This is a genomic window from Tenacibaculum sp. MEBiC06402, assembly GCF_049239625.1.
Classification (GTDB): domain Bacteria; phylum Bacteroidota; class Bacteroidia; order Flavobacteriales; family Flavobacteriaceae; genus Polaribacter.
Genome location: NZ_JBMKKT010000094.1, coordinates 205154 through 228586, shown reverse-complemented (window position 1 = coordinate 228586; position 23433 = coordinate 205154). Strand labels below are relative to the sequence as shown.

21 protein-coding genes, 1 other RNA gene and 1 riboswitch are annotated in these 23433 nt (G+C 31.8%); of the genes, 13 read left to right on the top strand and 9 right to left on the bottom strand.

The window, feature by feature from the left end; all coding sequences use genetic code 11:
- Positions 1–2 precede the first annotated feature (2 nt).
- Together ACOSP6_RS07990 and ACOSP6_RS07985 are read left to right on the top strand one after the other, a co-directional pair.
- Positions 3–1817: a cation:proton antiporter gene (locus ACOSP6_RS07990; protein WP_422093537.1), complete on the top strand. Its 1815-nt coding sequence runs from the start codon at positions 3–5 to the stop codon at positions 1815–1817.
- 93 nt (positions 1818–1910) lie between these two features.
- Positions 1911–2186 (top strand): hypothetical protein, encoded by a 276-nt coding sequence (locus ACOSP6_RS07985; protein WP_422093538.1) that lies wholly within the window; start codon positions 1911–1913, stop codon positions 2184–2186.
- Here ACOSP6_RS07985 and dnaX read toward each other — a convergent pair.
- Positions 2183–3886 (bottom strand): DNA polymerase III subunit gamma/tau, encoded by a 1704-nt coding sequence (gene dnaX, locus ACOSP6_RS07980; RefSeq protein WP_422093539.1) that lies wholly within the window; start codon positions 3884–3886, stop codon positions 2183–2185. The two genes, ACOSP6_RS07985 and dnaX, sit on opposite strands and share 4 nt — an antisense overlap.
- Positions 3887–4014: 128 nt before the next feature.
- A complete protein-coding gene (locus ACOSP6_RS07975) occupies positions 4015–4923 on the bottom strand; it encodes a DUF6607 family protein (protein WP_422093540.1) in 909 nt (302 codons plus the stop codon).
- A 93-nt stretch (positions 4924–5016) separates the two neighbouring features.
- Between ACOSP6_RS07975 and ACOSP6_RS07970 the strand changes: the two genes are divergently transcribed.
- From ACOSP6_RS07970 to msrA, 4 genes are all read left to right on the top strand, one after another.
- Positions 5017–7068, top strand: a complete 2052-nt coding sequence (locus ACOSP6_RS07970) for a TonB-dependent receptor plug domain-containing protein (RefSeq protein ID WP_422093541.1) — start codon at positions 5017–5019, stop codon at positions 7066–7068.
- 7 nt (positions 7069–7075) lie between these two features.
- A complete protein-coding gene (locus ACOSP6_RS07965) occupies positions 7076–7534 on the top strand; it encodes a DoxX family membrane protein (RefSeq protein WP_422093542.1) in 459 nt (152 codons plus the stop codon).
- Between the two features lie 11 nt (positions 7535–7545).
- The gene (locus ACOSP6_RS07960; RefSeq protein WP_422093543.1) at positions 7546–8175 is read left to right on the top strand and encodes an HmuY family protein; all 630 of its coding nucleotides are present in this window, start codon (positions 7546–7548) and stop codon (positions 8173–8175) included.
- A 125-nt stretch (positions 8176–8300) separates the two neighbouring features.
- Positions 8301–8897: a peptide-methionine (S)-S-oxide reductase MsrA gene (gene msrA, locus ACOSP6_RS07955; protein WP_422093544.1), complete on the top strand. Its 597-nt coding sequence runs from the start codon at positions 8301–8303 to the stop codon at positions 8895–8897.
- Positions 8898–8903: 6 nt separating this feature from the next.
- Here msrA and ACOSP6_RS07950 read toward each other — a convergent pair whose 3' ends face one another.
- The gene (locus ACOSP6_RS07950) at positions 8904–10022 is read right to left on the bottom strand and encodes an ABC transporter substrate-binding protein (RefSeq protein WP_422093545.1); all 1119 of its coding nucleotides are present in this window, start codon (positions 10020–10022) and stop codon (positions 8904–8906) included.
- 59 nt (positions 10023–10081) lie between these two features.
- Positions 10082–10271, top strand: a riboswitch (cobalamin riboswitch).
- A 78-nt stretch (positions 10272–10349) separates the two neighbouring features.
- Between ACOSP6_RS07950 and ACOSP6_RS07945 the strand changes: the two genes are divergently transcribed.
- Positions 10350–12260 (top strand): TonB-dependent receptor plug domain-containing protein, encoded by a 1911-nt coding sequence (locus ACOSP6_RS07945; protein WP_422093546.1) that lies wholly within the window; start codon positions 10350–10352, stop codon positions 12258–12260.
- A gap of 60 nt (positions 12261–12320) precedes the next feature.
- Here the strand turns inward: ACOSP6_RS07945 and ACOSP6_RS07940 are convergent, their stop codons facing one another.
- The 4 genes from ACOSP6_RS07940 to ACOSP6_RS07925 are packed head-to-tail and all read right to left on the bottom strand — an operon-like array spanning position 12321 to position 15450.
- Positions 12321–12833 (bottom strand): hypothetical protein, encoded by a 513-nt coding sequence (locus ACOSP6_RS07940; RefSeq protein WP_422093547.1) that lies wholly within the window; start codon positions 12831–12833, stop codon positions 12321–12323.
- A gap of 16 nt (positions 12834–12849) precedes the next feature.
- A complete protein-coding gene (locus ACOSP6_RS07935) occupies positions 12850–14118 on the bottom strand; it encodes an amidohydrolase (RefSeq protein ID WP_422093548.1) in 1269 nt (422 codons plus the stop codon).
- Between the two features lies 1 nt (position 14119).
- The gene (locus ACOSP6_RS07930) at positions 14120–14836 is read right to left on the bottom strand and encodes a DUF3307 domain-containing protein (protein WP_422093549.1); all 717 of its coding nucleotides are present in this window, start codon (positions 14834–14836) and stop codon (positions 14120–14122) included.
- Positions 14836–15450, bottom strand: coding sequence for a SatD family protein (locus tag ACOSP6_RS07925; RefSeq protein ID WP_422093550.1), 615 nt, complete (start codon positions 15448–15450; stop codon positions 14836–14838). Before ACOSP6_RS07925 ends, ACOSP6_RS07930 begins: the two co-directional genes overlap by 1 nt.
- A gap of 224 nt (positions 15451–15674) precedes the next feature.
- On the opposite strand from ACOSP6_RS07925, the gene ACOSP6_RS07920 reads away from it, so the two are divergent.
- From ACOSP6_RS07920 to murA, 3 genes are read left to right on the top strand one after another with little or no spacing between them, the layout of a single operon-like run.
- On the top strand, positions 15675–17999 hold the full coding sequence (locus ACOSP6_RS07920; protein ID WP_422093551.1) for an ATP-dependent helicase: 2325 nt from the start codon (positions 15675–15677) through the stop codon (positions 17997–17999).
- A 55-nt stretch (positions 18000–18054) separates the two neighbouring features.
- Entirely contained in the window at positions 18055–18684 is a 630-nt protein-coding gene (locus ACOSP6_RS07915; RefSeq protein WP_422093552.1) for a DUF4290 domain-containing protein, read from the top strand.
- Positions 18685–19998, top strand: a complete 1314-nt coding sequence (murA, locus tag ACOSP6_RS07910; RefSeq protein ID WP_422093553.1) for a UDP-N-acetylglucosamine 1-carboxyvinyltransferase — start codon at positions 18685–18687, stop codon at positions 19996–19998. It abuts the gene before it with no gap.
- Between the two features lie 76 nt (positions 19999–20074).
- On the opposite strand, the gene ACOSP6_RS07905 is transcribed toward murA, so the two are convergent.
- Positions 20075–20278 carry a hypothetical protein gene (locus ACOSP6_RS07905; protein WP_422093554.1) on the bottom strand — a complete coding sequence of 68 codons (204 nt, stop codon included), beginning with the start codon at positions 20276–20278 and terminating at the stop codon, positions 20075–20077.
- 138 nt (positions 20279–20416) lie between these two features.
- Positions 20417–20914 carry a hypothetical protein gene (locus tag ACOSP6_RS07900; RefSeq protein ID WP_422093555.1) on the bottom strand — a complete coding sequence of 166 codons (498 nt, stop codon included), beginning with the start codon at positions 20912–20914 and terminating at the stop codon, positions 20417–20419.
- Between the two features lie 178 nt (positions 20915–21092).
- Between ACOSP6_RS07900 and ACOSP6_RS07895 the strand changes: the two genes are divergently transcribed.
- The 3 genes from ACOSP6_RS07895 (at position 21093) to rnpB (ending at position 23313) form a co-directional block, all read left to right on the top strand.
- Positions 21093–21656 (top strand): nucleotide exchange factor GrpE, encoded by a 564-nt coding sequence (locus tag ACOSP6_RS07895; RefSeq protein ID WP_422093556.1) that lies wholly within the window; start codon positions 21093–21095, stop codon positions 21654–21656.
- Positions 21657–21727: 71 nt separating this feature from the next.
- Positions 21728–22849 (top strand): molecular chaperone DnaJ, encoded by a 1122-nt coding sequence (gene dnaJ / locus ACOSP6_RS07890; RefSeq protein WP_422093557.1) that lies wholly within the window; start codon positions 21728–21730, stop codon positions 22847–22849.
- A gap of 158 nt (positions 22850–23007) precedes the next feature.
- Positions 23008–23313: RNase P RNA component class A (gene rnpB / locus ACOSP6_RS07885), an RNA gene on the top strand.
- Positions 23314–23433 lie beyond the last annotated feature (120 nt).

The following is a 23433-nucleotide window of genomic DNA, read 5'->3' as shown; positions in this document are numbered from 1 at the left end:
AGATGTTAGAACTAGCAGGTATAATTATATTAGGAATTTTAGCACAATGGGTAGCTTGGAAGTTTAAAATCCCAGCTATTTTGCCACTTATTTTAATAGGATTATTGGTGGGGCCAATTGCAGCAGAATATCTTAGTGATAATGGTAGCAAATGGATTGAGCCAATTTGGAATGGAGAAAAAGGTCTTTTCCCAGGAGAAGGTTTATTTTACTTTGTGTCTTTAGCTATTAGTATTATACTTTTCGAAGGAGGATTAACACTTAAAAAAAGTGAAATTAATAATGTTGGTCCTGTAATTACCAAGTTAGTTACACTAGGGTCTGTAGTTACTTTCTTTTTAGCCGGAATTTTTGCGCATTATATTTTTAACCTTGGTTGGGAACTGTCGTTATTGTTTTCGTCTTTAATTATTGTAACTGGCCCAACTGTGATTTCTCCTATTTTAAGGAATATTCCTTTAAAGAAAGATGTTGCAGCAGTGTTAAAATGGGAAGGAATTTTAATTGATCCAATTGGTGCTTTAGTGGCAGTCTTGGTTTTCGAATTTATTAGTGTTGGAGGAGAAGGCGGTTTTACACAAACTGCATTAATTGAATTTTTTAAAATCATCTTATTTGGTTCATCTTTAGGTTTTGTTTTTGCAAAAGCATTAATCTTCTTTATTAATAGAAAGTTTGTTCCACATTATTTATTGAATGTAGTATCATTATCAATGGTATTATTGGTTTTTGTTTTGTCAGATATATTAGCTCATGAATCTGGACTTCTAGCCGTTGTAGTAATGGGAATGGTGATAGCAAATAGTAAATTAAAAAGCTTTGATGAGTTGTTGTATTTTAAAGAATCATTAACTGTTTTATTAATTTCTATTTTATTCATTTTACTTGCTGCAAATATGGATATGGAGCAATTAATTTTAATTTATAATTGGAAGACAGCGTTGCTTTTCGCTTTGGTAGTTTTTGTAGTTCGTCCACTGGGAGTTTTCTTAAGTACTCATAATTCCACCTTGAAATTAAATGAAAAGCTATTCATCAGTTGGGTAGGACCAAGAGGTATTGTGGCAGCTGGTATTGCTTCATTATTTGGAACAAAATTAATGAAGTTAGGTGTCGAGGGAGCAAATTACATTACACCACTTGTGTTTACAATGGTTTTAGGAACGGTTTTGTTGAATGCAACAACAGCGAGAATGGTTGCAAAAATGATTGGAGTATTCCTTAAAAAATCGGAAGCGATTGTATTCGTTGGAGCATCTAGATCAGCAAGATTGATAGCTAAGTTTTTGATAGATAATAACAGGAGAGTAATTTTATTAGATAGTAATAAAGATTACGTGAACGATGCCAAAGAAATGGGAATCGAAGCTTTTAATATTGATATATATAATGATAATATTGATAGCAATGTTGAATTAAATGATGTTGGTTATTTAATTGCCATGACAGGTAGTGATGTGGTAAATAAATATGCCTTAGAACGTTTTTCAGATGTTTTTGGAGAAATGGGATCCTACAGATTAGCCACTTCCAGAGAGGTAACTTCTAAGAAGCCGGAAAATTCAGATATTTTATTCACCCAAAACGACGACTTCATCAATTTAACGGAAACAATTAGAGATTATCCTGAGATAAATGAATTAAAAGTTAAATCTTCAAAAGATTTCAAAGAAAAAGTTGAATTAATTACCAAGCACAATAGAGCAATTCCTCTTTTCTTTAAATCGAACACGAAAATTAAAGTTTTATCTGAAGTAAAAGATCAGGATATTAAAGAAAATGATACGATTGTTTACGTAGGAGAAAAGGTCGCTTAATTAATACCTACGGAAATCCACATTTTTCCATGCAGTAATTCCATTTTTTAAAAGAAGTGATTGAATTAGCTTTGTTTTATAAACAGGGGAATTATGGAAGAATTAGTATTCAAAACTTTAGCGGAGGATATAGAATTTAGTAATATCGATAGTCTTATTAGTCATATTGTTGAGAACAGTTATAATGAAGAGGTAACTTTTAATGAGGTAAAAGAATCTGTTCTTAAGTTAATTTTATATCGTTTTATCAAGGTTGATAATTCAAATGAAACAAACTGTATTATTAAAGAAGATAATTTTTTTGAAGCTTTAGAAATTGGTGGGGTTTCTCCTTGGCTTAAAAGAAGAAGATCTTTGTGTGTGGCTTAAATATCCAAACCAAAGGTGTTTTTTAGTTTCTCTAGTAGAGGGTTCTTTTCTTTAAGTTTTTGATACTTCTCTTGCGGAGTGTAAGCAAATTTCTTTTCTACGGTTTCACTAACTTCAATTTTAATGGCAATACCATAATTATTAAGTTTTTCTCGAAGAAATTTTAACAAAGCAGGTCTTCCTTTACCAAGCTGGCTTTTCATTAATTTATTAGGTAAAGTTACACCAATTTCAAAATTTGGTAGTAGTTTTGGTTGTCCCGCTAGTAAGATGGATGCCATATTTTTTTCACCAAGTTCCTGTAATTTGAAATAATATTTTTTCCAAGCTTCATTTAGTTGTTCTTCGTTAAATGGTGTTCTAGGATGATTGTCAAAGTTTTCTTCTTCATCAGTAACTACTTTTACAACACGTTTTTCAGTCAAACTTTTTAAAGAAAGAGCGGAGGTTCTTCTTTTGATATTCTTAATAGAAGGTTTTTTATTCTCAGGAACTTCTTGCTTAGGAGTTTGAACAATCTTCTCTGTTGTAGCTTGAGGTTTAGCCGCTGTAGCTACTTTTTCAATCTTTTTGATGACTGGCGAAAGAGCTGTGAAAAATGTTGCGGGGATTATGTAGTTACTACCTTTTTTTTTTTCTCCATCAAAATTGATAGAGGCGATTTGCATTAAGCATAATTCAACAAGTAAGCGCTGGTTTTTACTCGATTTATATTTTAAGTCACAATCGTTGGCTTTATCAATAGCAGGTAATAAAAACGACATTGAAGCTTTTGTTGCTTGCTCTAAATATTTCTTTTTTACTGTATCTCCAACTTCTAACAACGAGATAGTTGCAGTATCTTTTGCTACCAATAAATCTCTAAAATGAGATGCTAATCCACTTATGAAATGTTGACCTTCAAAACCTTTTGATAAAACCTCATTATAAGCCATTAAAGCCTCAGGAATTTTATTCTCAAGTAAAAGATCCGTCATATTAAAGTATACTTCGTAATCTAATACATTTAAGTTTTGAGTAACAGCTTCACGTGTTAAGTTATTTCCAGAGAAACTAACGACTCTATCAAAAATAGATAAAGCATCACGCATAGCTCCATCAGCTTTTTGAGCAATAATATGAAGTGCGTCGTCTTCAGCAGTAATGCTCTCTCGTTCACAAATAACTTTCAAATAGTTTTTAGCATCTAAAACACCGATTCTTTTGAAATCAAAAATTTGACATCTTGATAAAATCGTCGGAATAATTTTATGTTTTTCCGTTGTCGCTAAGATGAAAATTGCATGCGCTGGTGGTTCTTCTAATGTTTTTAAGAAAGCGTTAAAAGCTGCTTGGGAAAGCATGTGAACCTCATCAATAATGTATACTTTATATTTTCCAGTTTGAGGAGGAATTCGTACTTGATCTGTTAAATTTCTAATGTCATCAACAGAGTTGTTCGAAGCCGCATCTAATTCAAAAATATTAAAAGCAAAATCTTCTTCTGTAGTATTTTCTGAGCTCTCTTGGTTAATGCGTTTAGCCAGAATACGAGCACAAGATGTTTTACCAACACCACGAGGTCCTGTAAATAGTAAAGCTTGTGCTAAATGATTATTTTTTATAGCATTTTCTAACGTGTTTGTTATGGCTTGTTGCCCAACAACATCCTCAAAATTTTGAGGGCGATATTTACGTGCTGATACTATAAAGTGCTCCATTAATACTATTAAATTCTATAGCAAAAGTAGCAAACCCAGTTAGTATTGACAAACAAAGTTTTAAACAATAAAAAATCCCACTTCTAAGTAATTAAAAGTGAGATTTAAAACAACACAAATTAAGGATATTAATTTAGAAATTGGTCAATTATAGTATTGATTTCTTTCTTTGAAGCATCTGCTTTTAAAGCGAATAAATGAGAAAATAATTTTTTGTCATTTACTTTAGGTTGTAGGGTAATATCTTTTTTCATATCAAATGCTTTGTCCCACTTTTTACGTATTTTTTTCCATAGTGATTTGTTTTCTTTCCACCATTTCTGAGCAGCTTCACATTCATTATCGGCTACTTTTTCATATGTGTTATATCCTTTTTCCTGAGCTAAAACGAAATCTTCTTTATTATCTTCTCTGATAATTTTGTCATTATCCTGATTGTGCACCCAACCAGTGTTGGTGATTTCATGACGATTACGTCTGTGTATTACATTGTAGTCAGAACGTTTAGTATGTTCACGTCTTGCTAAAGGAGCATCTGTTCCATTTTCCCAATAGCTTTTACCGTCAACATGAACCCAAGTTGCTGTTCCTTCATATCTCGGACTATCATCTACTTGATAAACTTTTTGTGTCCATTGACCTTCTACGGCTTCTTTAGGAAGTTCAACATATTTCCAATGTGTTCCTTTATGGAACATATAAAGGGCTTGATTTTCATACAACCAATCTTGTCTCCAATGCTTAACAATATGTGGTTTCGATTTTGGTCCGACAATAAGTAAGTGTTGTAATTGAATCTTGTTGTTTTTATCCGTAATTACTTCAACCCATTCTAATGCTTTATCGTGTTTAACTGCTGATGGTTTGTACAAGCTATCAGTTGAATAATTAAATGTTTCGCTAAAATTAAAACCTACTTTAAAGCATCCACTCATGGCTTTGATAGCTTTAATATCCTCTTGTTTCTTGTCTTTTTGAGCGTTAACAGTGTAAAATAATGATAGCGTGATAGTTAGTGCTAATCCTAGTTTTTTCATTTCTATGTTTTTAAAATTACTACGATGCAAATTTATAATATTAATTTAGATTGAATAAAAATAAAATTTATATTTGCATCAAAATTATTAAGAATGTTTCTAAATAAGGTTTTCAGAACAGTCATTTTAGGCATGGTAATTCATGTTAATAGCCAAGAGAATAAGGAGAAAAAAGATTCTATTCCAAATAAGTTAGATGAAGTAATAATTACAGCAACTCGAACTAAACGTCAATTGTCTTCGGTACCAATGCCAGTTACTTTAATTAGTAAAAAACAAATTATAGAAACTGGTGCTACACGATTACGAGATATTATTTTGGAACAAACGGGTTTGATTATGGTTTCTGATTTTGGAAGTTCTGAAGGAGTACAAATGCAAGGTGTGGATGCAGAGTATACATTGATTTTAGTAAATGGACTTCCGTTAATTGGTAGAACTTCTGGGAATATTGACTTAAACCGCTTGTCTATTAATAATATTAAACAGATTGAGATTGTTAAAGGTCCATCTTCTTCGTTATATGGTTCCGAAGCTTTAGGCGGTGTAATTAATATCATCACCGAAAATCCTAAAGACGGAGTTTCTAAAGGAACAGTTTCTTATATGTCTCGATTTGCAGCGAGAGAAGAGTTAGATATAAATACGAGTTATTCATATGGAAAAGAGAACTTTGGAGTTAATGTAGGTTTGAATTTGAATTCTGGAGGAGCTTATGATGTATCTCCCGGAGATGACATCAATACCGCTCAGGCGTATCAAAATGGATCGGGTAATTTATTGTTGAACTATAGTTTTAATGACAAAGTTAAGACCGTAATTGAAGGCAGGTATTTTAAAGAAACCATTTTTAACAATTCAGGAGATGCTAGTCGTTTAGATTTTGGAGGCTCTCTAAAGACCACACAAAAGTTAAGTGATTCTTTCAAAATCGATTATTTATTCTATGGAACACGATTTAAAACTGAAAGTATTTTTAATGGAGAAACATCTGCATTTAATCAAACATTATTTAGGCCAGAGATAAAGCTTGATGTTAATTTTGATGAGGGAAATCTCGTAAGTGGACTGGGAGCAAACTTTGATGGTTTAGAAAGAACTTTTTTTGATGGTAAAGAACGGTTTAATGGATATTACGCTTTTACCCAATTTGATACAAATCTTACAGATAAGGTAAATGTTGTCGCTGGTTTACGATTCGATGCGTTTAATAAATTCAAATCTGCTTTTAGCCCTAAATTGTCAGCAAATTATAAAATTAATGATTGGATAACAGCAAAATCATCAGTTGGATTTGGGTATAAAGTTCCAGACTTCAGACAATTATTCTTTAATTTCAGAAATACTGCGGGAGGCTATGTGGTTTTAGGAACTCAAGTTTTACATGAGTTATATGGATATTTACCAGAAGTTAGTTCCTTAGAAAAAGAATTAAAACCGGAAAGTTCAATAGGATACAATTTCGGATTTCAGTTAAAACCGACTACAAAGCTGAAAATCAATCTAAACTTTTTTAGAAATGATATTCGTGATTTAATTAACACGTTTGTAGTGTCGAGAAATTTCCCAGACTTACCAAACACATCTGTTTTTTCTTACGAAAATCGAAATCGTGTATTTACCCAAGGTCTTGAGTTAGAAACCGATTATAGAATCAATACAAATCTTCGATTTTCAGCTGGATATCAATTTTTGGATACAGGCGATAAAGAAGAAATCAATCAAATAAAAAGGGGAGAAGTCTTTTTTAGAAGAACACCAACATCTCCTTCAGAACTATTATCAATTAACGATTATTTCGGACTTGCGAATAGATCTAGACATACAGCAAATTTTAAACTCTTCTATGAAAACTTTCAACATGATTTTTCAGTAAACCTTAGACTATTGTATCGAAGTCGTTTTGCCTTATTTGATACCAATAATAACAACGAAATTATTGATAAATACGATGATTTTGTTGCAGGAAATACACTCATAAATCTTGCATTTCAAAAGAGATTTTATGGTTTCATCAACCTTCAATTTGGAGTTGATAATGTATTCAATTCAAATGGAGAGGAGAACCGTAATCGCTTCGAAAATATTGATGCAGCTCGACGATTAGGAAGAACATTTTTTACAAGAATTCAATTTAATATTTAATACATATATGAAAACAATCAAAATAATAACACTAGTACTTAGCATTGTTTTAGGAGGAATGCTTATTTACGGAGGAATAGGGAAGTTCTCAAAAGAGAATCCTTCACCAGTTGAAGTTGTCAAAAAAGCGGAAAAATTTCAGGCTGTTGACAAAGAATTGACACTTCAAAAGATCCTTTACATAAATGGAATGAAACAAACGGGATACTTATGGCAGTTCTTAGGCATCATGCAAATTGTGTGCGGACTTTTATTAATAAGTCAAGTATTTACAACATTCGGAGCGATTATGGCTTTTCCAATCGTGATTAATATTTTCTTTTTCCATCTGTTTTTAGAGTTTGATGAAGTAGGAGAATTGCTTCAAACAGGAGGTTTATTACTAATCAATACTTGGTTATTGTTTAAAGAAAGAAAGTTGTTAAAATCAATTATATATCAACCAGAAAAATTAAAATTCAATTAAATATTTATACAATGAGAAACTTAAAATTAATAATACTCTTTACAATTTCTGTACTATTTGCTTCTTGTGAAGACAACGAAGGAGTTACGACATTACCTGTTGAATCAAAATCAATCACAAATTTAGCAGCTTTGCAAAGCACTGATTTTACTCAAAATCCACCAGTTACTTCTGGAAGTTTTACCAAGTTCAGTTTTAAAGAAGGAAGTCAAGTTAGCGGCGATAATTGGGATATAGCGTTTAGAGGAACTACAATTTTAATAAATGGAGGAGCACAAATTGGAGGGATTTCAGAAGAACCTCAAAGAACGGGAACAGCTGCTTTAGCCTTAGTAACAGGAACATTGTCGAGTATTACAGAAGCTCCTGCGGATAGTGAATTTAAACAAGATGCTTCTGGTGAATATGCATTAACTACTGGAAGTGGAAATGGTTGGTATACGTATGCAGGTCCACCAACACACATGATTAACCCGATTGCAGGAAAAGTTTTGGTGATTAGAACCATCGATGGAAATTATGCTAAGGTGGAAATTATAAGTTATTACAAAAACAACGATGCATCTAAGGAAGAAAATGCAAGACATTATTCGTTTAATTATATATATAATCCCAATAAAGGAGAGAAAGATTTTCAATAGTCGTAAATGTTGAAATTTGTTAGTTTTTAATCTGAAAAGCTATTCGATTCGTTCGAGTAGCTTTTTTTCGTTATCTTAATGAAAGAAATTAAAAAGTGTAACGACGAAGCTCAAAACGAATTAAAATGAAGAAACTTATTGCAATTATTTTTATTGGATTATCAACTTTTTTAAATGCACAAAAGAAACAAGAGGTTGCTTATTTTGCAAGTGGATGTTTTTGGTGTGTTGAAGCAATTTTCGAGAGTGTAGAAGGAGTGAATGAAGCTGTTTCAGGTTATGCTGGCGGACATACAAGTAACCCAACGTATCAAAAAATTGGAACAGGAACAACAGGTCATGCTGAAACGGTTGCGGTTTATTACAATCCGAAGAAAGTAAGTTTTGCAACTTTGGTAAAAGTATTTTTTGGTTCTCATGATCCAACAACTGTTAATGGGCAACATCCAGATTATGGAACTCAATATCGCTCTATTGCTTTTTATAGTAATGCATCAGAAAAGAAGATTATTGATGATTACATTAAAAAACTAAATACTGAAGTTTACAAAGGAAAAATAGTAACTGAGGTAACTAAATTTACAAAGTTTTATGAAGCTGAAGCGTATCATCAAAACTATGAGCGATTAAACCCAAATAATCCTTATGTAAGAAATGTTTCTATTCCGAGGTTGAATAGATTTAAGAAAAAATTTCCTGAGCTTTTAAAAAAAGGTCATTAAGCAGAGCTATTTCATTACTTCGAAAAAAGTAAATTCATAGTCCTCAAGCAATTCAGGATGTGTGATTTTAATAATATCTTTTAAAACTAAATCAGGTCTACTAGGTCCGAGTTCAAAATAAATAACTCCACCAGTAGGCCCTTTTTTCATATTTGGTGTATATAGTTTATTTTCTTTAAAAGCCGTAAAATCACTATAAATCTTATTCTTTTGGAGCATTTCCTCTTTGGTGTTAAAATAACCAGGAGCAATCCAATAATTTGCATCTTGTGCTTTATCTAAAACACTTTCTAAACTTAACGATAAGCTTCCTTTTCCTTTGGTATCTTTCCATAAATAATTGGTGTTTGCATCCTGTAAAAACTGAGCAACAAAACTTTCTCCAGCAGGTAAATTCCATACATCTTTTTGCATAAACGCTCCCGATAAAATGGAAGGTTTCGATGTACCTTTTAAGGCTAATTTTTTCGCTTCTAAATAGTTTTTTTCAATAACGTTAAAAATGCTGTCTGCTTCTTTTTCTTTGTTGAGTAAAACGCCAAATAATTTAATCCATTCTGCTCTTCCTAGCGGAGTTTCTTCTAGCCAATCTCCATTTAATACAACTGGAATACCATTTTTCTCAATGAATTGTAATGATTTATTGGTTTTGTTCATTGAAAAAGCAACAACAGCATCAGGTTGTAAATCCAATAAAATTTCTGTGTTTAAATCAGCTTCAATACCAAGTTCCTTTATCTTTCCGTTGGAAATTAATTTTCTTGTTTTCTCAGAAGATATGTATTTGGTATTAGGAAAACCAACTAATGTTCCTTCACCATTTAAAATTTCCAACATCGGAATATGCGTAGTAGAAGTGACTACTAATTTTTCAATCGGAATATGAATAGCATCCTTTTGATTGTTTTTACTTAAAATGTATTCAAAACTTTCGTTCGCATTCAAATAAGGATTTTTAATAATGAGTTTTTTAGTCTCTTCATTTACATTAATAATATCAAATCCCTTAGCATATTTTACGTAGCTTTTTGTAGGTGTAACAGTTTCTTTTTTAGGGTTTTGTTTACAAGCAGTAAGTAAAAAGATATTTACTAATATAAAATGTAGTAAGAAACGTTTTTCCATGTGAAGTTTGATTTGCAGCAAGATTACAAAAATGTTTTGGTATTCTCGTATTTAAAACTACATTTGCCGAGAATTTTGGTTTTGCTACAATTTCATTGTAGTGAATTAAAAGGGAATTCGGTGAGAATCCGAGACTGTTCCCGCAACTGTAAGCTAGTAAGCTTGTAACTAAAACTTTTACCACTGCGTAAGCGGGAAGGTGAGTTACAAGACGCAAGTCAGGAGACCTGCCAAATTTCACGGGGTAATAAACTTTCGGGATAAAAGTTTTTTATAATACATAAAAATCTGATACCTGATTTATTGTAAATCAAACAAAACATTTTAATGAAAAAACAATTAGTAATTGTTGGTGCATTGGTATGTGCTTTTTCTAGTACAGTCGTATCTGCGCAACAAGACGAAAAATTAAATGAAGTAGTGGTAACTGCTACTAAATTTAAAACCAGTAAAAAGAATATTGGTAAAATTATTCACCAAATTACTGCTGAAACTATTGAGAAAAATCAAGGTAAAACAGTTGTAGACTTTTTGAATGACCTTCCTGGAATTGAAATCAATGGTAATTTCAGTACAAGAGGTCAAAATTTAGGATATTATATCCGTGGAGGTAGAAATAGACAAGTTGCCATTTTAATTGATGGAATTAATGTAAACGACCCATCTTCTTTTAATGGAGATTTTGATTTACGTCAGATAGATATTAACCAAGTAGAGCGTATTGAAGTAATGAAAGGTGCTTCTTCAACTTTATATGGAACTGGAGCTGCAACTGGTGTAATTAATATCATCTTAAAAAAAGCATCTAAAGATTCATTCAGAGGGAGTTTTACAACTTCCGTTGGAAGTAATAGAGCAAACCAAGACACTAAATTTGCTGCTGATGAGTTTGCTGCAAACTTCAATTTTAATGGAACTGTTGATAAAGTAGATTATTTGTTGTCTTTAAACACGAATAATTCTAGTGGATTATCTGCTGCTGAAAATACTGATGAAAACACGTTGTTTGAAGAAGATAAGTTCTATCGTCAGAATGTAATGTTGAAATTAGGGTATAACCATACTAATAAGTTGAGATTTGGTGTTTTTGCAAATTTTGATGAAGTTTTTACGGAGTATGATGGTTTCAGTTTTGATCCTGTTACATTTGCTAGTACTGCTGTTGATCAGAATAATAGCTTTAAAAGTATTCAAAAAAGAGCTGGTTTTACTACAGACTTTAAATACAATAAGGGAGAGTTAAAAGTTAGAACTTCTTTTATTGATATTAGAAGAGATAATACACCATCAGGTGATACTTATAAAGGTGAAGTTTTTGGTTTTGATGTGTTTAATAACTATCAAATTAATGAAGAAGTATCTTTTATCGTTGGAGTAGCTTCTCAATTTCAAGATATGTTACAAAACACTTCGTTTAGCGTAATTCCTGAAGGAGAAGGGAAACAACATTTTATTGATCCATATGTTTCTGTAAACTATAATTCAAAATATAACTTTAACTTAAATGTAGGAGGAAGAATGAATATTCATAACGAATACGGAAGTAACTTCGTGTTTAATGTGAATCCTTCTTATAACTTTGATATTGCTGATGATAAATCTGTAAAAGTATTTGCTTCATATAGTACAGCTTTTGTAGCGCCAACTTTGTCAGAAATCTTTACTAAATCTCCAGCAGTTGAAGAATTAGAGCCTGAAAAAGACATTACTATTGAAGGTGGTTTTGAAGTTAGTTTATTTGAAGATCTAACCTTTAATGCTACTTATTTCTACAGAGAAGAAACGGATAAAATTGCATTTGGTTTTGATCCAGTTACTTTTGCTTCAATTACTACAAACGATTTTGGGACTTTTATAGCGAGAGGTATTGAAACGGAAGTATCATATAAGGCAATGAAAAATTTACAGTTAAGAGCTAATTATGGATATATTGATAGAGACGAAAGTTTATTATTAAAAATACCACAACATAAAATAGCTGGTTTTATAGATTATTCTCCAATTAAAAATACCAATGCTTCTTTAGTTTACAGATATGTGAGCGAAACAAGTGATTTTGGAGGTGTAGCTTTAGATGCTTACAGTGTATTAGATTTATTTGTGAATCACAGTATTTTAAAAGATAAAGTAGTGCTTTTTGGTAGTTTAACTAATATTTTAAACGAAGACTATCAAGAAATTGCTGGTTTTACCACTAGAGGTAGAAACTTTAATCTAGGTTTAAAACTTAAGTTTTAAATACTATTTTCTATTTATTGTTAAAACGAAGAGGTTACCTATTTGGTAACCTCTTTACTTTTATATTAATCTTTTAACTTGTTGTTTTATAATTGCTATAGCCGTTTCTGTTGGACTTTCAATTTGTGAGTAATCTATTAATAAATTTTCTCTGAGCTCTTTTGCATTATCACTAGATTCTGCTGTTGTTCTAATTTTATTAATAATAGATAGTTTTGAGCCTACAACAGCTTTCCAAGCATCATCATGTACATAAATTTGTTGTACAAGATTATGTTCATACTCTTGTTCGATATTAGCTATTAATAAATGTGCATAACTATCAGAGTCATTCCCAATTGGACCTACTCTTGTTAAAAGTTTCGCTGGATTGATTCGTTCACAGAATAGCAACAAACGTTCATACGCTTGAAGTTTTGTTGGTAAACTCTCTTTTTTCTTTTGAATTAGTACCTCGAATTTTTTCTCATTCTCATCTCGTTCTAAAAAAGCACTAAACATAAAATAAGCTACACCACCAGTAACTAAAGCCGGTAATGCGAAGGCTAATCCTTCAATAATTTGATCTTGCATGTATTCAATTCAATAATTAATTGTTCAAATAATCTAGAGTTAATTGTGTCATCGTTTTTACACCTAATAACATTCCACTTTCATCAATTTTAAAATCTGGGGTATGATGTGGATACGGGTTTTTATTTCCAACAGTTTTTCCTCCTAGAAAGAAATAGAAACCTGGTACTTCCTTTTGGAAAAAAGAGAAATCTTCTGCTCCTGTAATAGCTTTTATTAATTTTACATTGTCTTTACCGGCAACATTCTGAAGAGTTGGAAGGACCTGTTTTGTTAATTCAATATTGTTATAGGTAATAGGGTATCCTTTTGCTATTTCAATAGTCGCTTCTGCTCGGTATGACTTTGCTATAGCAGGAACCATTTCTTTCATTCGATCGTTAATTTGTTTTTGCATATCATAATCTAAAGTTCTAATAGTTCCTATCATAACTGCAGATTCAGGAATGATATTACTTCGCACTCCTGCATCGATTTTACCCACGGTTATAACGGCACCTTCGTTCGTTAAATCAACTTCTCTACTAATAATAGTTTGAAGAGCATCAATAATTTTAGCTGAAACCATTATAGGATCTATACTAGCCCAAGGTCTAGAACCGTGAGATTGCTTTCCTTTCACTTTAATTTTAAAACTTTGTGAGGCAGCCATTATTCCGCCTGGCTTGTAAGTAATTGTACCTACATCTTGCCCCGAAGAAATATGCAATCCAAAAATGGCATCCACATCCGGATTTTTTAAAACACCTTCTTTTACCATTAATTCTGCACCACCTTCTTCACCTTCTGGGGCACCTTCTTCTGCAGGCTGAAAAATAAATTTTACAGTTCCTTTTATTTTGTCTTTGTTTTTAGCCAAAACTTCAGCAACACCCATTAAAATTGCAATATGAGTGTCGTGTCCACAGGCATGCATAACGCCAACATTTTTACCTAAAAAAGTTGTTTTTACTGTTGATTTGAAAGCCAAGTCATTTCTTTCTACAACAGGTAATCCATCAATATCTGCTCTTAAGGCTAAAACTTTTCCAGGTTTTTTTCCATTTAAGATTCCAACAACACCTGTTTTAGCAACATTTTCTTGAGTTTCAATTCCCAAAGATTTTAAATGTTTCGCAATCTTTTTAGCAGTTTCAAATTCTCTATTCGAAAGTTCAGGGTTTTGATGGAAATCTCTTCTCCATTCAATTACTTTTTGTTCAATGGCTTCACAATCTTTATTCAATTCTTGTGAGAATGATGTAATTGAAGTTAGAAGAAATAGAAGGGCTTTAAATTTTTTCATATTAAAATAGTTGAATTACTTTATTATAGATTAGTCCAGCGAGTATAGCTAAACCAAAGCTTATGAGTGTTCCTATAAGGATGTATTCAGTTAATTTTCGGTCTTTGGCAGTGGTTAAATCTCCAAACCTGAATATAGATTTAGCAGCTAATAAGAAACCAACGCCTTCCCATTTACCAAATATAACAAACATAAATACGAATAAGCGTTCAAGAATACCGATATATTTACCAGCTTCTTTTAAAGATTGCTTATGATCTAGTTTATCCTTTTCAGGTTCCCATTGTTTTACGATGAGTTGAATGAGAATAGGAGCTACATACACGATGAATAAAAGGGCTGTAATTAGAAGTAATACTTTTTCTGTAAATATTTTTGAAAAATCTATTTTAAATGGTTTTGTTAGGTAAGTAGCTAAACCCAAAAAGAAAATATGCAATAGCTGATCTCCAAAAAATAAAATGTTAGCTGCAACTTTCTTTTGCAGGTATAATTTAGCAACATCTATTATGTAGTGAGTAATGAGTATTAATAGAAATCCTAACCAGAAATTTTGATTGATTAAAGCAACGATAAACAGCAAAAATGCGTGCACACCAATATGTGCATACAATTTATAAGATTTGATTTTATACTTCATTTTGTTTTTAACCCAGGAAGAGGGTTGTAAAACGAAGTCTCCTAAAATATGGACTAATAATAGTTGAATAAAAAGCATTATGGTTGATTAATTTTTTCGTTGATTTTTTTCCTGTAAAATTGTTCTAATTTAATGATTTCTTCAAATCCTGATCTTTTTCCTCTTTTACTAATTCCAGCCTGTGATATTTTTAAAATTTCACCTAATCCCGCTTGTGTTAACTCAGGGTTTTCAATTGAAGTACTAACAAATTCAGCAGAGTTCGCTGTCCAATAATCCATCGTTAATAGTGCTAAACTTAAAGAAATATTAAAAGTTTCATCAATGTCTTTCCAAGGAGTTTTAATGGCAATGCTCTGTTTTTTTAGCATTTTGTCAAATGCATAACCAGAGTTAATGAAAGCTTCTCCATTTGATTCAGTAATATTATCAGCATCGAAGCTTTTCTCTCCAATTCCAATTGCTAACCTAACGTCTAAATCATTAATTTGTTTTATAGATGCTTTAATTCTCAAGCAAACTAATAAAGCATCTTCAGCGTTAGTTTGAAGTTGAAAACTGTCGCCTCTATAAATTTCCCAGTATTTGGGATTAGAATTTACAGAAGCAAGTATTTTTTTTAAATTTGACAACCATTTATCTACTGGTTCATTTCTTGAGTTGATAATATCTCCAGTAATTACTGCAATCATGATAGTTTGATTTTAGGTAAATATACATTTTTTTTATAACCTTTAATAGTTATTTTTATAATTATAACCTTTTTTGGTTATATTTTAATTTATTCCTTTTTAAAGGAATATATATTGAAGGTTTTTGAAGACTAAATTGTGAATAAAAAGTAACTTTTAATAATGACTACAGTAGAAATAATGGTTAATTTAACACTTTTGAATACTTATCAAATTTATATTCTTTGAGTACTTATTTAGAACAACTTAACGAACCACAGAGAGCGGCTGTATTACAAAAAGATGGCCCAATGATTATCATAGCAGGTGCAGGTTCAGGTAAAACTAGAGTATTAACTTTTAGAATCGCTCATTTAATGGAACAAGGAGTGGATTCTTTTAATATTTTGGCATTAACCTTTACCAATAAGGCCGCACGAGAAATGAAAGAGAGGATTGGAAAAGTAGTAGGATATAGCGAAGCAAAGAATTTGTGGATGGGAACTTTTCACTCTGTTTTTGCACGAATTCTAAGAGCAGAGGCTGATAAATTAGGATATCCATCGAATTTTACAATTTATGATACACAAGATTCAGTAAGATTAATTACTTCCATTATTAAGGAAATGAATCTTGATAAAGATAGATATAAACCCAAACAAATATTAAGCAGAATTTCTTCTTTCAAGAATAGCTTAATTACTGTTAGAGCGTATTTCAACAATTCAGATTTACAAGAAGCTGATTTAATGGCAAGTCGCCCAAAAACAGGAGACATTTATAAAGAATATGTAGATCGTTGTTTTAAATCTGGAGCTATGGATTTCGATGATTTATTACTTAGAACTAACGAATTATTAGCTAGGTTTCCAGACGTGTTAGCTAAATATCAAAACAGATTTAGATACATTTTAGTTGATGAGTACCAAGATACAAACCACTCACAGTATTTAATTGTAAGAGCCTTAGCAGATCGTTTTCAAAATATCTGTGTGGTAGGAGATGATTCTCAAAGTATTTATGCCTTTCGTGGTGCAAATATTCAAAACATTCTAAACTTTCAGAAGGATTATCCGGATGTAAAAACTTTCAAGTTAGAGCAGAATTACCGTTCAACAAAGAACATTGTAAATGCAGCTAATTCTGTAATTGCTAAAAACAAAACAAGATTAGATAAAGAAGTTTGGACAGCAAATGATGATGGAGGTTCGATAAAAGTAATGCGAACTATTTCTGATGGAGAAGAAGGTCGTTTTGTAGCGCAATCTATTTTCGATAATAAAATGAACAATCAACTCACAAATGATGAGTTTGCAATTTTATATCGAACAAATGCACAATCAAGAGCAATAGAAGATGCACTTCGTAAAAAAGATATTAAGTATAAAATCTATGGAGGGATTTCTTTCTACCAAAGAAAAGAAATTAAAGATTTACTTTCTTATTTACGATTATTGATAAACCCAAATGATGAAGAAGCATTAAAAAGAGTTATCAATTATCCAGCAAGAGGTATAGGACAAACAACAATTGATAAGTTAACAATTGCTGCCAATCATTATAAAAAGTCAATTTTTGAGGTAATTCTTAATTTACCCGCACTTGATGTAAATGTTAATTCTGGAACTAAAACAAAGCTTGAGAATTTTGCGAATATGATTCAGCGTTTTCAAATTGAAGCACAAACTAAGAACGCTTTCGAAGTTGCTGATTTAGTGGTAAAACAAACGCAATTAGTTAAAGATTTACAAAAAGATGGAACTCCAGAAGGTGTAAGTAAAGTTGAAAATGTTCAGGAATTATTAAACGGTATTAAAGATTTTATTACTGATAAAATTGAAGCTGGTGAAGATGCTTCTTTACCGATTTTCTTGGAAGATGTTGCCCTAGCTACAGACTTTGACTCTGATAAAAAAGATGAAACTCCTCGCGTGTCTCTAATGACTATTCATTTGGCAAAAGGATTAGAGTTTCCGTACGTATATATTGTCGGTTTAGAAGAAAACTTATTTCCATCAGCCATGAGCATGAATACAAGAAGTGAATTGGAGGAGGAGAGAAGATTGTTTTATGTTGCGCTAACAAGAGCAGAAAAGCAAGCATACTTAACATACGCTCAAACTCGTTATCGCTGGGGTAAATTAACGGATGGAGAACCAAGTAGATTCTTAGAAGAAATAGATGATCAGTATTTAGAATATATTTCTCCAAAGTTACCAGAACCTTCGGTAAATAGATTTATTGACGCTGATTTGTTTGATGATGCTCCGAAGAAAATTCGTTTTCAAAAACCTATTCAAAAGAAAAGAAAAGAATTCATGGCGAAAAAGTCTACTGATTTAATTCCTCCGAAAGGAAAAATGAAAAAGGTTTCAGAATTAAGTGGAAAAACAAATTTATTTGATGGAGACGTTGTTGTAGGTAACATTGTCGAACATAATAGATTTGGAAAAGGAGAAGTTGTTGGATTAGAGGGAAAAGGACCAAATAAAAAAGCAGAAATACAATTTGCAACAGCAGGAAAGAAAAAATTATTATTACAATTTGCTAAACTTAAAGTGATAGGATAAAAAGTATAATTGTAAACTGACAATTAATCCTTACTTTGCGATAAATATAATGAATATGACGTTTGATTTAGAATATAACTCAGGAAGAACAAAACTAATTATCCCAGAATATGGGAGACATATACAAAAACTTGTAGATCATTGTGTAAACTTACCTTCTAAAGAAGAGAGAAACACAATGGCAAAGGCTATCATTGATGTAATGGGAAATTTACAACCTCATTTAAGAGATGTGCCTGATTTTAAGCATAAATTATGGGATCAGTTACATATTATGTCTGATTTTAAATTAGATGTTGATTCTCCTTATGAGCAGCCTTCTCAAGAAGAGTTAAGAGAAAAACCAGAACCATTACCATATCCAAAATCTGCTTCGAAGTATCGTTTTTATGGAACGAATATTCAAACAATGATTGATGTTGCGTTAACCTGGGAAGATGGTGATATGAAAGAAGCCTTAGCTTTTGCTATTGCAAATCATATGAAGAAGTGCTATTTGAATTGGAACAAAGATAATGTTGATGATGAAGTAATTTTTGATCATTTGTTCGAATTGACTGACGGTAAAATCAACTTCAAAGGTAGAGATGAAGAATTGGTAGATGCAAGAAGTGTTCAAAGAACTAGAAGTTCTCAAGGAAAGAAAAAAACAAGTAACAAAAATTCTAAAAACAGAAAAAAATAAATGGCATCTTTTAAAATTGAAGGAGGACATAGACTAAAAGGAACAATTATTCCACAAGGAGCGAAAAATGAAGCTTTACAAATTATTTGTGCAGTTTTATTAACTCCAGAAAAAGTAATTATTAATAATATTCCCGATATTATTGATGTAAATAAGTTGATTTTTATTTTAGGTGAGTTAGGTGTGAAAATCGAAAAGTTAGGAGATAATTCTTACAGTTTTCAATCTGATGAAATCAATTTAAAATATTTAGAGAGTCCAGAATTTAAGAGAGATGGAAGTTCTTTGAGAGGTTCAATCATGATTGTTGGTCCATTGTTAGCTCGTTTTGGAAAAGGATATATTCCGCGTCCAGGAGGAGACAAAATTGGAAGACGTCGCTTAGATACGCATTTCGAAGGATTTATTAATCTTGGAGCTAAATTTAGATATAATAAAGAAGAGTATTTTTATGGTGTAGAAGCTGAAAGCGGCTTAACAGGAACTGACATGCTATTAGATGAAGCTTCTGTAACTGGAACAGCTAATATTATAATGGCGGCTGTTTTAGCAAAGGGAACGACTACAATTTATAACGCAGCCTGTGAACCGTATATTCAACAACTTTCTAAAATGTTAAATAGTATGGGGGCTAAAATTTCAGGTGTTGGTTCCAACCTTTTAACTATTGAAGGTGTTGAGAGTTTAGGTGGATGTGAACATAGAATTCTTCCTGATATGATAGAGATTGGTAGTTGGATTGGTATGGCTGCAATGACCAAGTCTGAATTAACTATAAAAGATGTTAGCTGGAAAGATTTAGGGCAAATTCCTAATGTATTTAGAAAACTGGGAATCACTCTAGAGAAAAAAGGTGATGATATTTATATTCCGGAACAAGAAAGCTATGAAATTCAGAATTATATTGATGGTTCTGTATTAACTGTGGCAGATGCACCTTGGCCTGGTTTTACTCCTGATTTATTAAGTATTGTTCTTGTGGTTGCTACACAGGCTAAAGGAACAGTGTTAATTCATCAAAAAATGTTTGAAAGCCGTTTGTTCTTTGTTGATAAACTGATTGATATGGGAGCTAAAGTGATTTTATGTGACCCACATAGAGCGACCGTAATTGGTCATGATTTCCAGAGTCAATTGAAAGCAACAAAAATGACATCACCAGATATTAGAGCAGGAATTTCATTATTAATTGCAGCTTTATCTGCTAAAGGAACAAGTATTATTAATAATATTGAGCAAATTGATCGTGGTTATGAACGAATTGTTCCAAGACTTCAAGTACTGGGAGCTAAAATTGAAAGAATAGAAGATTAACTAAACGTAAAATCTTAGAATATAAAAAAGGCATCTGTTTTTACAGATGCCTTTTTTGTTAGTAAAAAAAATAATTTTACATAGTTTCTTCACAAGTATAAACCTGAGGGCAAGCAATCAACTTGTGGCAATAAAGAGGTCCAGTTACTCTTCCGGCGCAATCGCAACCACATTTACTTAAATCTCCGTAACCAATTAAATCGATTCCTCCTTTAACTTCTTGCTGTTGTGCTTTACTTAATTGAGTAGCACCTTGTACATTTAAAATTGTTTTTTTCATAATTCCAAAGGGACTTTAAAAATTAATATTTGATTAAACTCCCTAAAAATAAAAAACTATTTGCTTACAAAACTGACATGAATAAAAAAAGACATCTAAATTTTGGATGTCTTTTTTATTTATCACAATTAAACTGTGTTATTCTTTAGAAGTTTCTTCTTTGTGTTCTTCTAACATCTTGGTGTCTTCGGATTTTACCATCTCATGTTCTTTTAGCATTTTATGATGCTCATCAATCATTTCAAGATGTTGTTTTTTTAATTTTTCATGATCCTTAGTCATTTCTTCTAAGTTTACTTGACCAGTAGCATGTTTCTTTTCAAGTATTTTATGTTCTTCAACTAGCTTCTTGTGTTTTTCAATAAGAGCAGTATGTGTACTTAAAATACTAGCATGTTTTTCTTCATTAGCTACATGAGTGGAATCATTTTCTAGATCCTTGTGTGAAGATACCATTTTGCTGTGGTCATCAGTCATCTCAGCATGTTTCTTTTCAATTTCTTCATGGGTTTTCATCATAGTTTCATGCTCAGCTACCAAAGCTTTGTGTTCTGGACTTTCGGCTGGATTTTTTTTACAAGAAACTACAATTAACATTAAGCTGGCTGCAGCTAAATTTAATAAAGCTTTTTTCATAATTAGGGAATGTTTTATGTTACTATTCAGTAATTTAGCAAAAAAAAAGAATCGGTAATCAAGTTTATATTTAAAAATTAACATTTTCCATATTTCATCAATGTCATTATGACACAATTTCTGTAATGGCAGTATTCTTGCTAGTTTTGTAACAGAAAATATCAAGAAATTATTTACAATGAGTAAAGGAGAATATACGAAAGAAGACGAGATAAGGGATGCAATCGAAAATGATGAATTAAAGATTAAGCCCGAGGATATTACTAATGACAAGGAAGAAGCTAAGCAAGAAGAACAATCAATAGAAGATGTATTGCAAGTTGAAAAAGATAGATATTTACGTCTTTTTGCAGAGTTCGAAAATTATAAAAAACGCACAACTAAAGAAAGAATAGAATTATTTAAAACGGCAGGTCAGGAATTAATGACAGTTTTACTGCCAATTTTGGATGATTTTGAAAGAGCATTGACACATATTGAAGATGATAAAGAGGCCGAAGAATTAAGAAAAGGAGTTTTACTAATTTATCAAAAACTACTAAAGACTTTGGAGCAAAAAGGATTAGTAGCAATAGAGGTTAAACAAGGAGATAGTTTTGATGCAGATACTCATGAAGCGATAACTCAAATTCCTGCACCTTCTGATGATTTAAAAGGTAAAATTATTGATTGTGTAGAAAAAGGGTATAAGTTAGGAGATAAAATCATTCGTCACCCAAAAGTTGTTGTGGCGCAATCATAAAACAATTAATAATTATCAATTATCAATTGCCAATGATTTGTTGCTGATTGTTAATTGTCAATTGAGAGAATATGGCAAAACAAGATTATTACGAAGTATTAGGAGTTTCTAAATCTGCTACTCAAGCAGAAATTAAGAAAGCATATCGTAAAATGGCGATAAAGTATCACCCTGATAAAAATCCTGATAATAAAGAAGCTGAGGAGAAGTTCAAATTATGTGCAGAGGCATATGAAGTGCTTAGTGATGAACAAAAGAAAGCTCGTTATGATCAGTTCGGTCATGCTGCCTTTGAGGGTGGTGGTGGCTTCGGTGGCGGCGGAATGAATATGGATGACATATTCAGTCAGTTCGGAGATATTTTCGGAGGAGCTTTTGGAGGCGGCTTCGGTGGTTTTGGTGGTGGCGGTCGTCGTCAGGCAAGAGTAAAAGGAGGGAATTTACGTATTCGTGTTAAACTTACTTTAGAAGAAATAGCTAAAGGAGTAGAAAAGAAAGTGAAAGTTCGTCGTAAAGTTCAAGCTGATGGAGTTACCTATAAAACCTGTTCAACTTGTAACGGTTCTGGGCAGCAAATGCGTGTTACGAACACTATTTTAGGTAGAATGCAAACAGCAACTACTTGTGGAACTTGTCAAGGTGCTGGTGAAATGATTGACAACAGGCCAAGTAATGCTGACGCACAAGGAATGGTCGTAAAAGAGGAAACCGTTTCGATTAATATCCCAGAGGGAGTTACGGAAGGTGTTCAATTAAAAGTAGGAGGTAAAGGGAACGAAGCTCCTGGTAAAAATTCTATTCCTGGAGATTTATTAGTTTTAATTGAGGAAGTTCAACATGATACATTAAAACGAGAAGGAAGTAATATACATTACGACTTATACATTAATTTTTCTGAAGCGGTTTTAGGTACATCAAAAGAAATTGAAACTGTTACGGGAAAAGTGAAAATTAAAATAGATGCGGGTACGCAATCTGGAAAAATTTTAAGACTTAAAGGAAAAGGATTACCAAGTATCGAGAGATATGGAAATGGTGATTTCTTGATTCATATTAATGTATGGACACCTCAAGAACTAAATAAAGAGCAGAAGAAATTTTTTGAGTCTATGTTAAGTGATGATAATTTCTCACCAAACCCTCAAAAATCAGATAAATCATTTTTCGAAAAGGTAAAAGACATGTTCTCTTAAAAAAATAAAGTTTTTTTTATTTTTTTATTGTTACATGGAAAAAATATAATATATTTGTATCATCTAGGAGACGTCCTAGATACTTTTTCTTTTTCATAGCAATTTTCCCACTCAATCTTTGAGTGGGTTTTTTTATGAAAACATTTTTGAAAATATAACTAGCAGATCAGTCTTATCGCTTTGAGTTAAGTCAAAGAGGAAAGTCCGGACACCAGAGAGTAAGCATAGCGGATAACATCCGTCCAGTGTAAACTGAGGACAAGTGCAACAGAAAGAATGTACAGGTAATGCTGTAGTGAAATCAGGTAAACTCTATGCGGTGCAATGCCACGTATATTAGAGCTTGAGTGCTACTCGCACAATTCTAAGGGGTAGGCAGATAGATTTTATGAGTAATCATAAACCTAGATAAATGATAAGAACTTTTTAAGTTACAGAATCCGGCTTATTGATCTGCTTTTTTCTTTACTTGCTTATTTAGAATAATTATAAAGTTTTAGTTCTGAGAAGTTTATTGGTTGGATTGTGAATATGGTAAAATTTTAACTTTTTAAGCTTGTTAAAACTGTGTTATTCTTATTTTT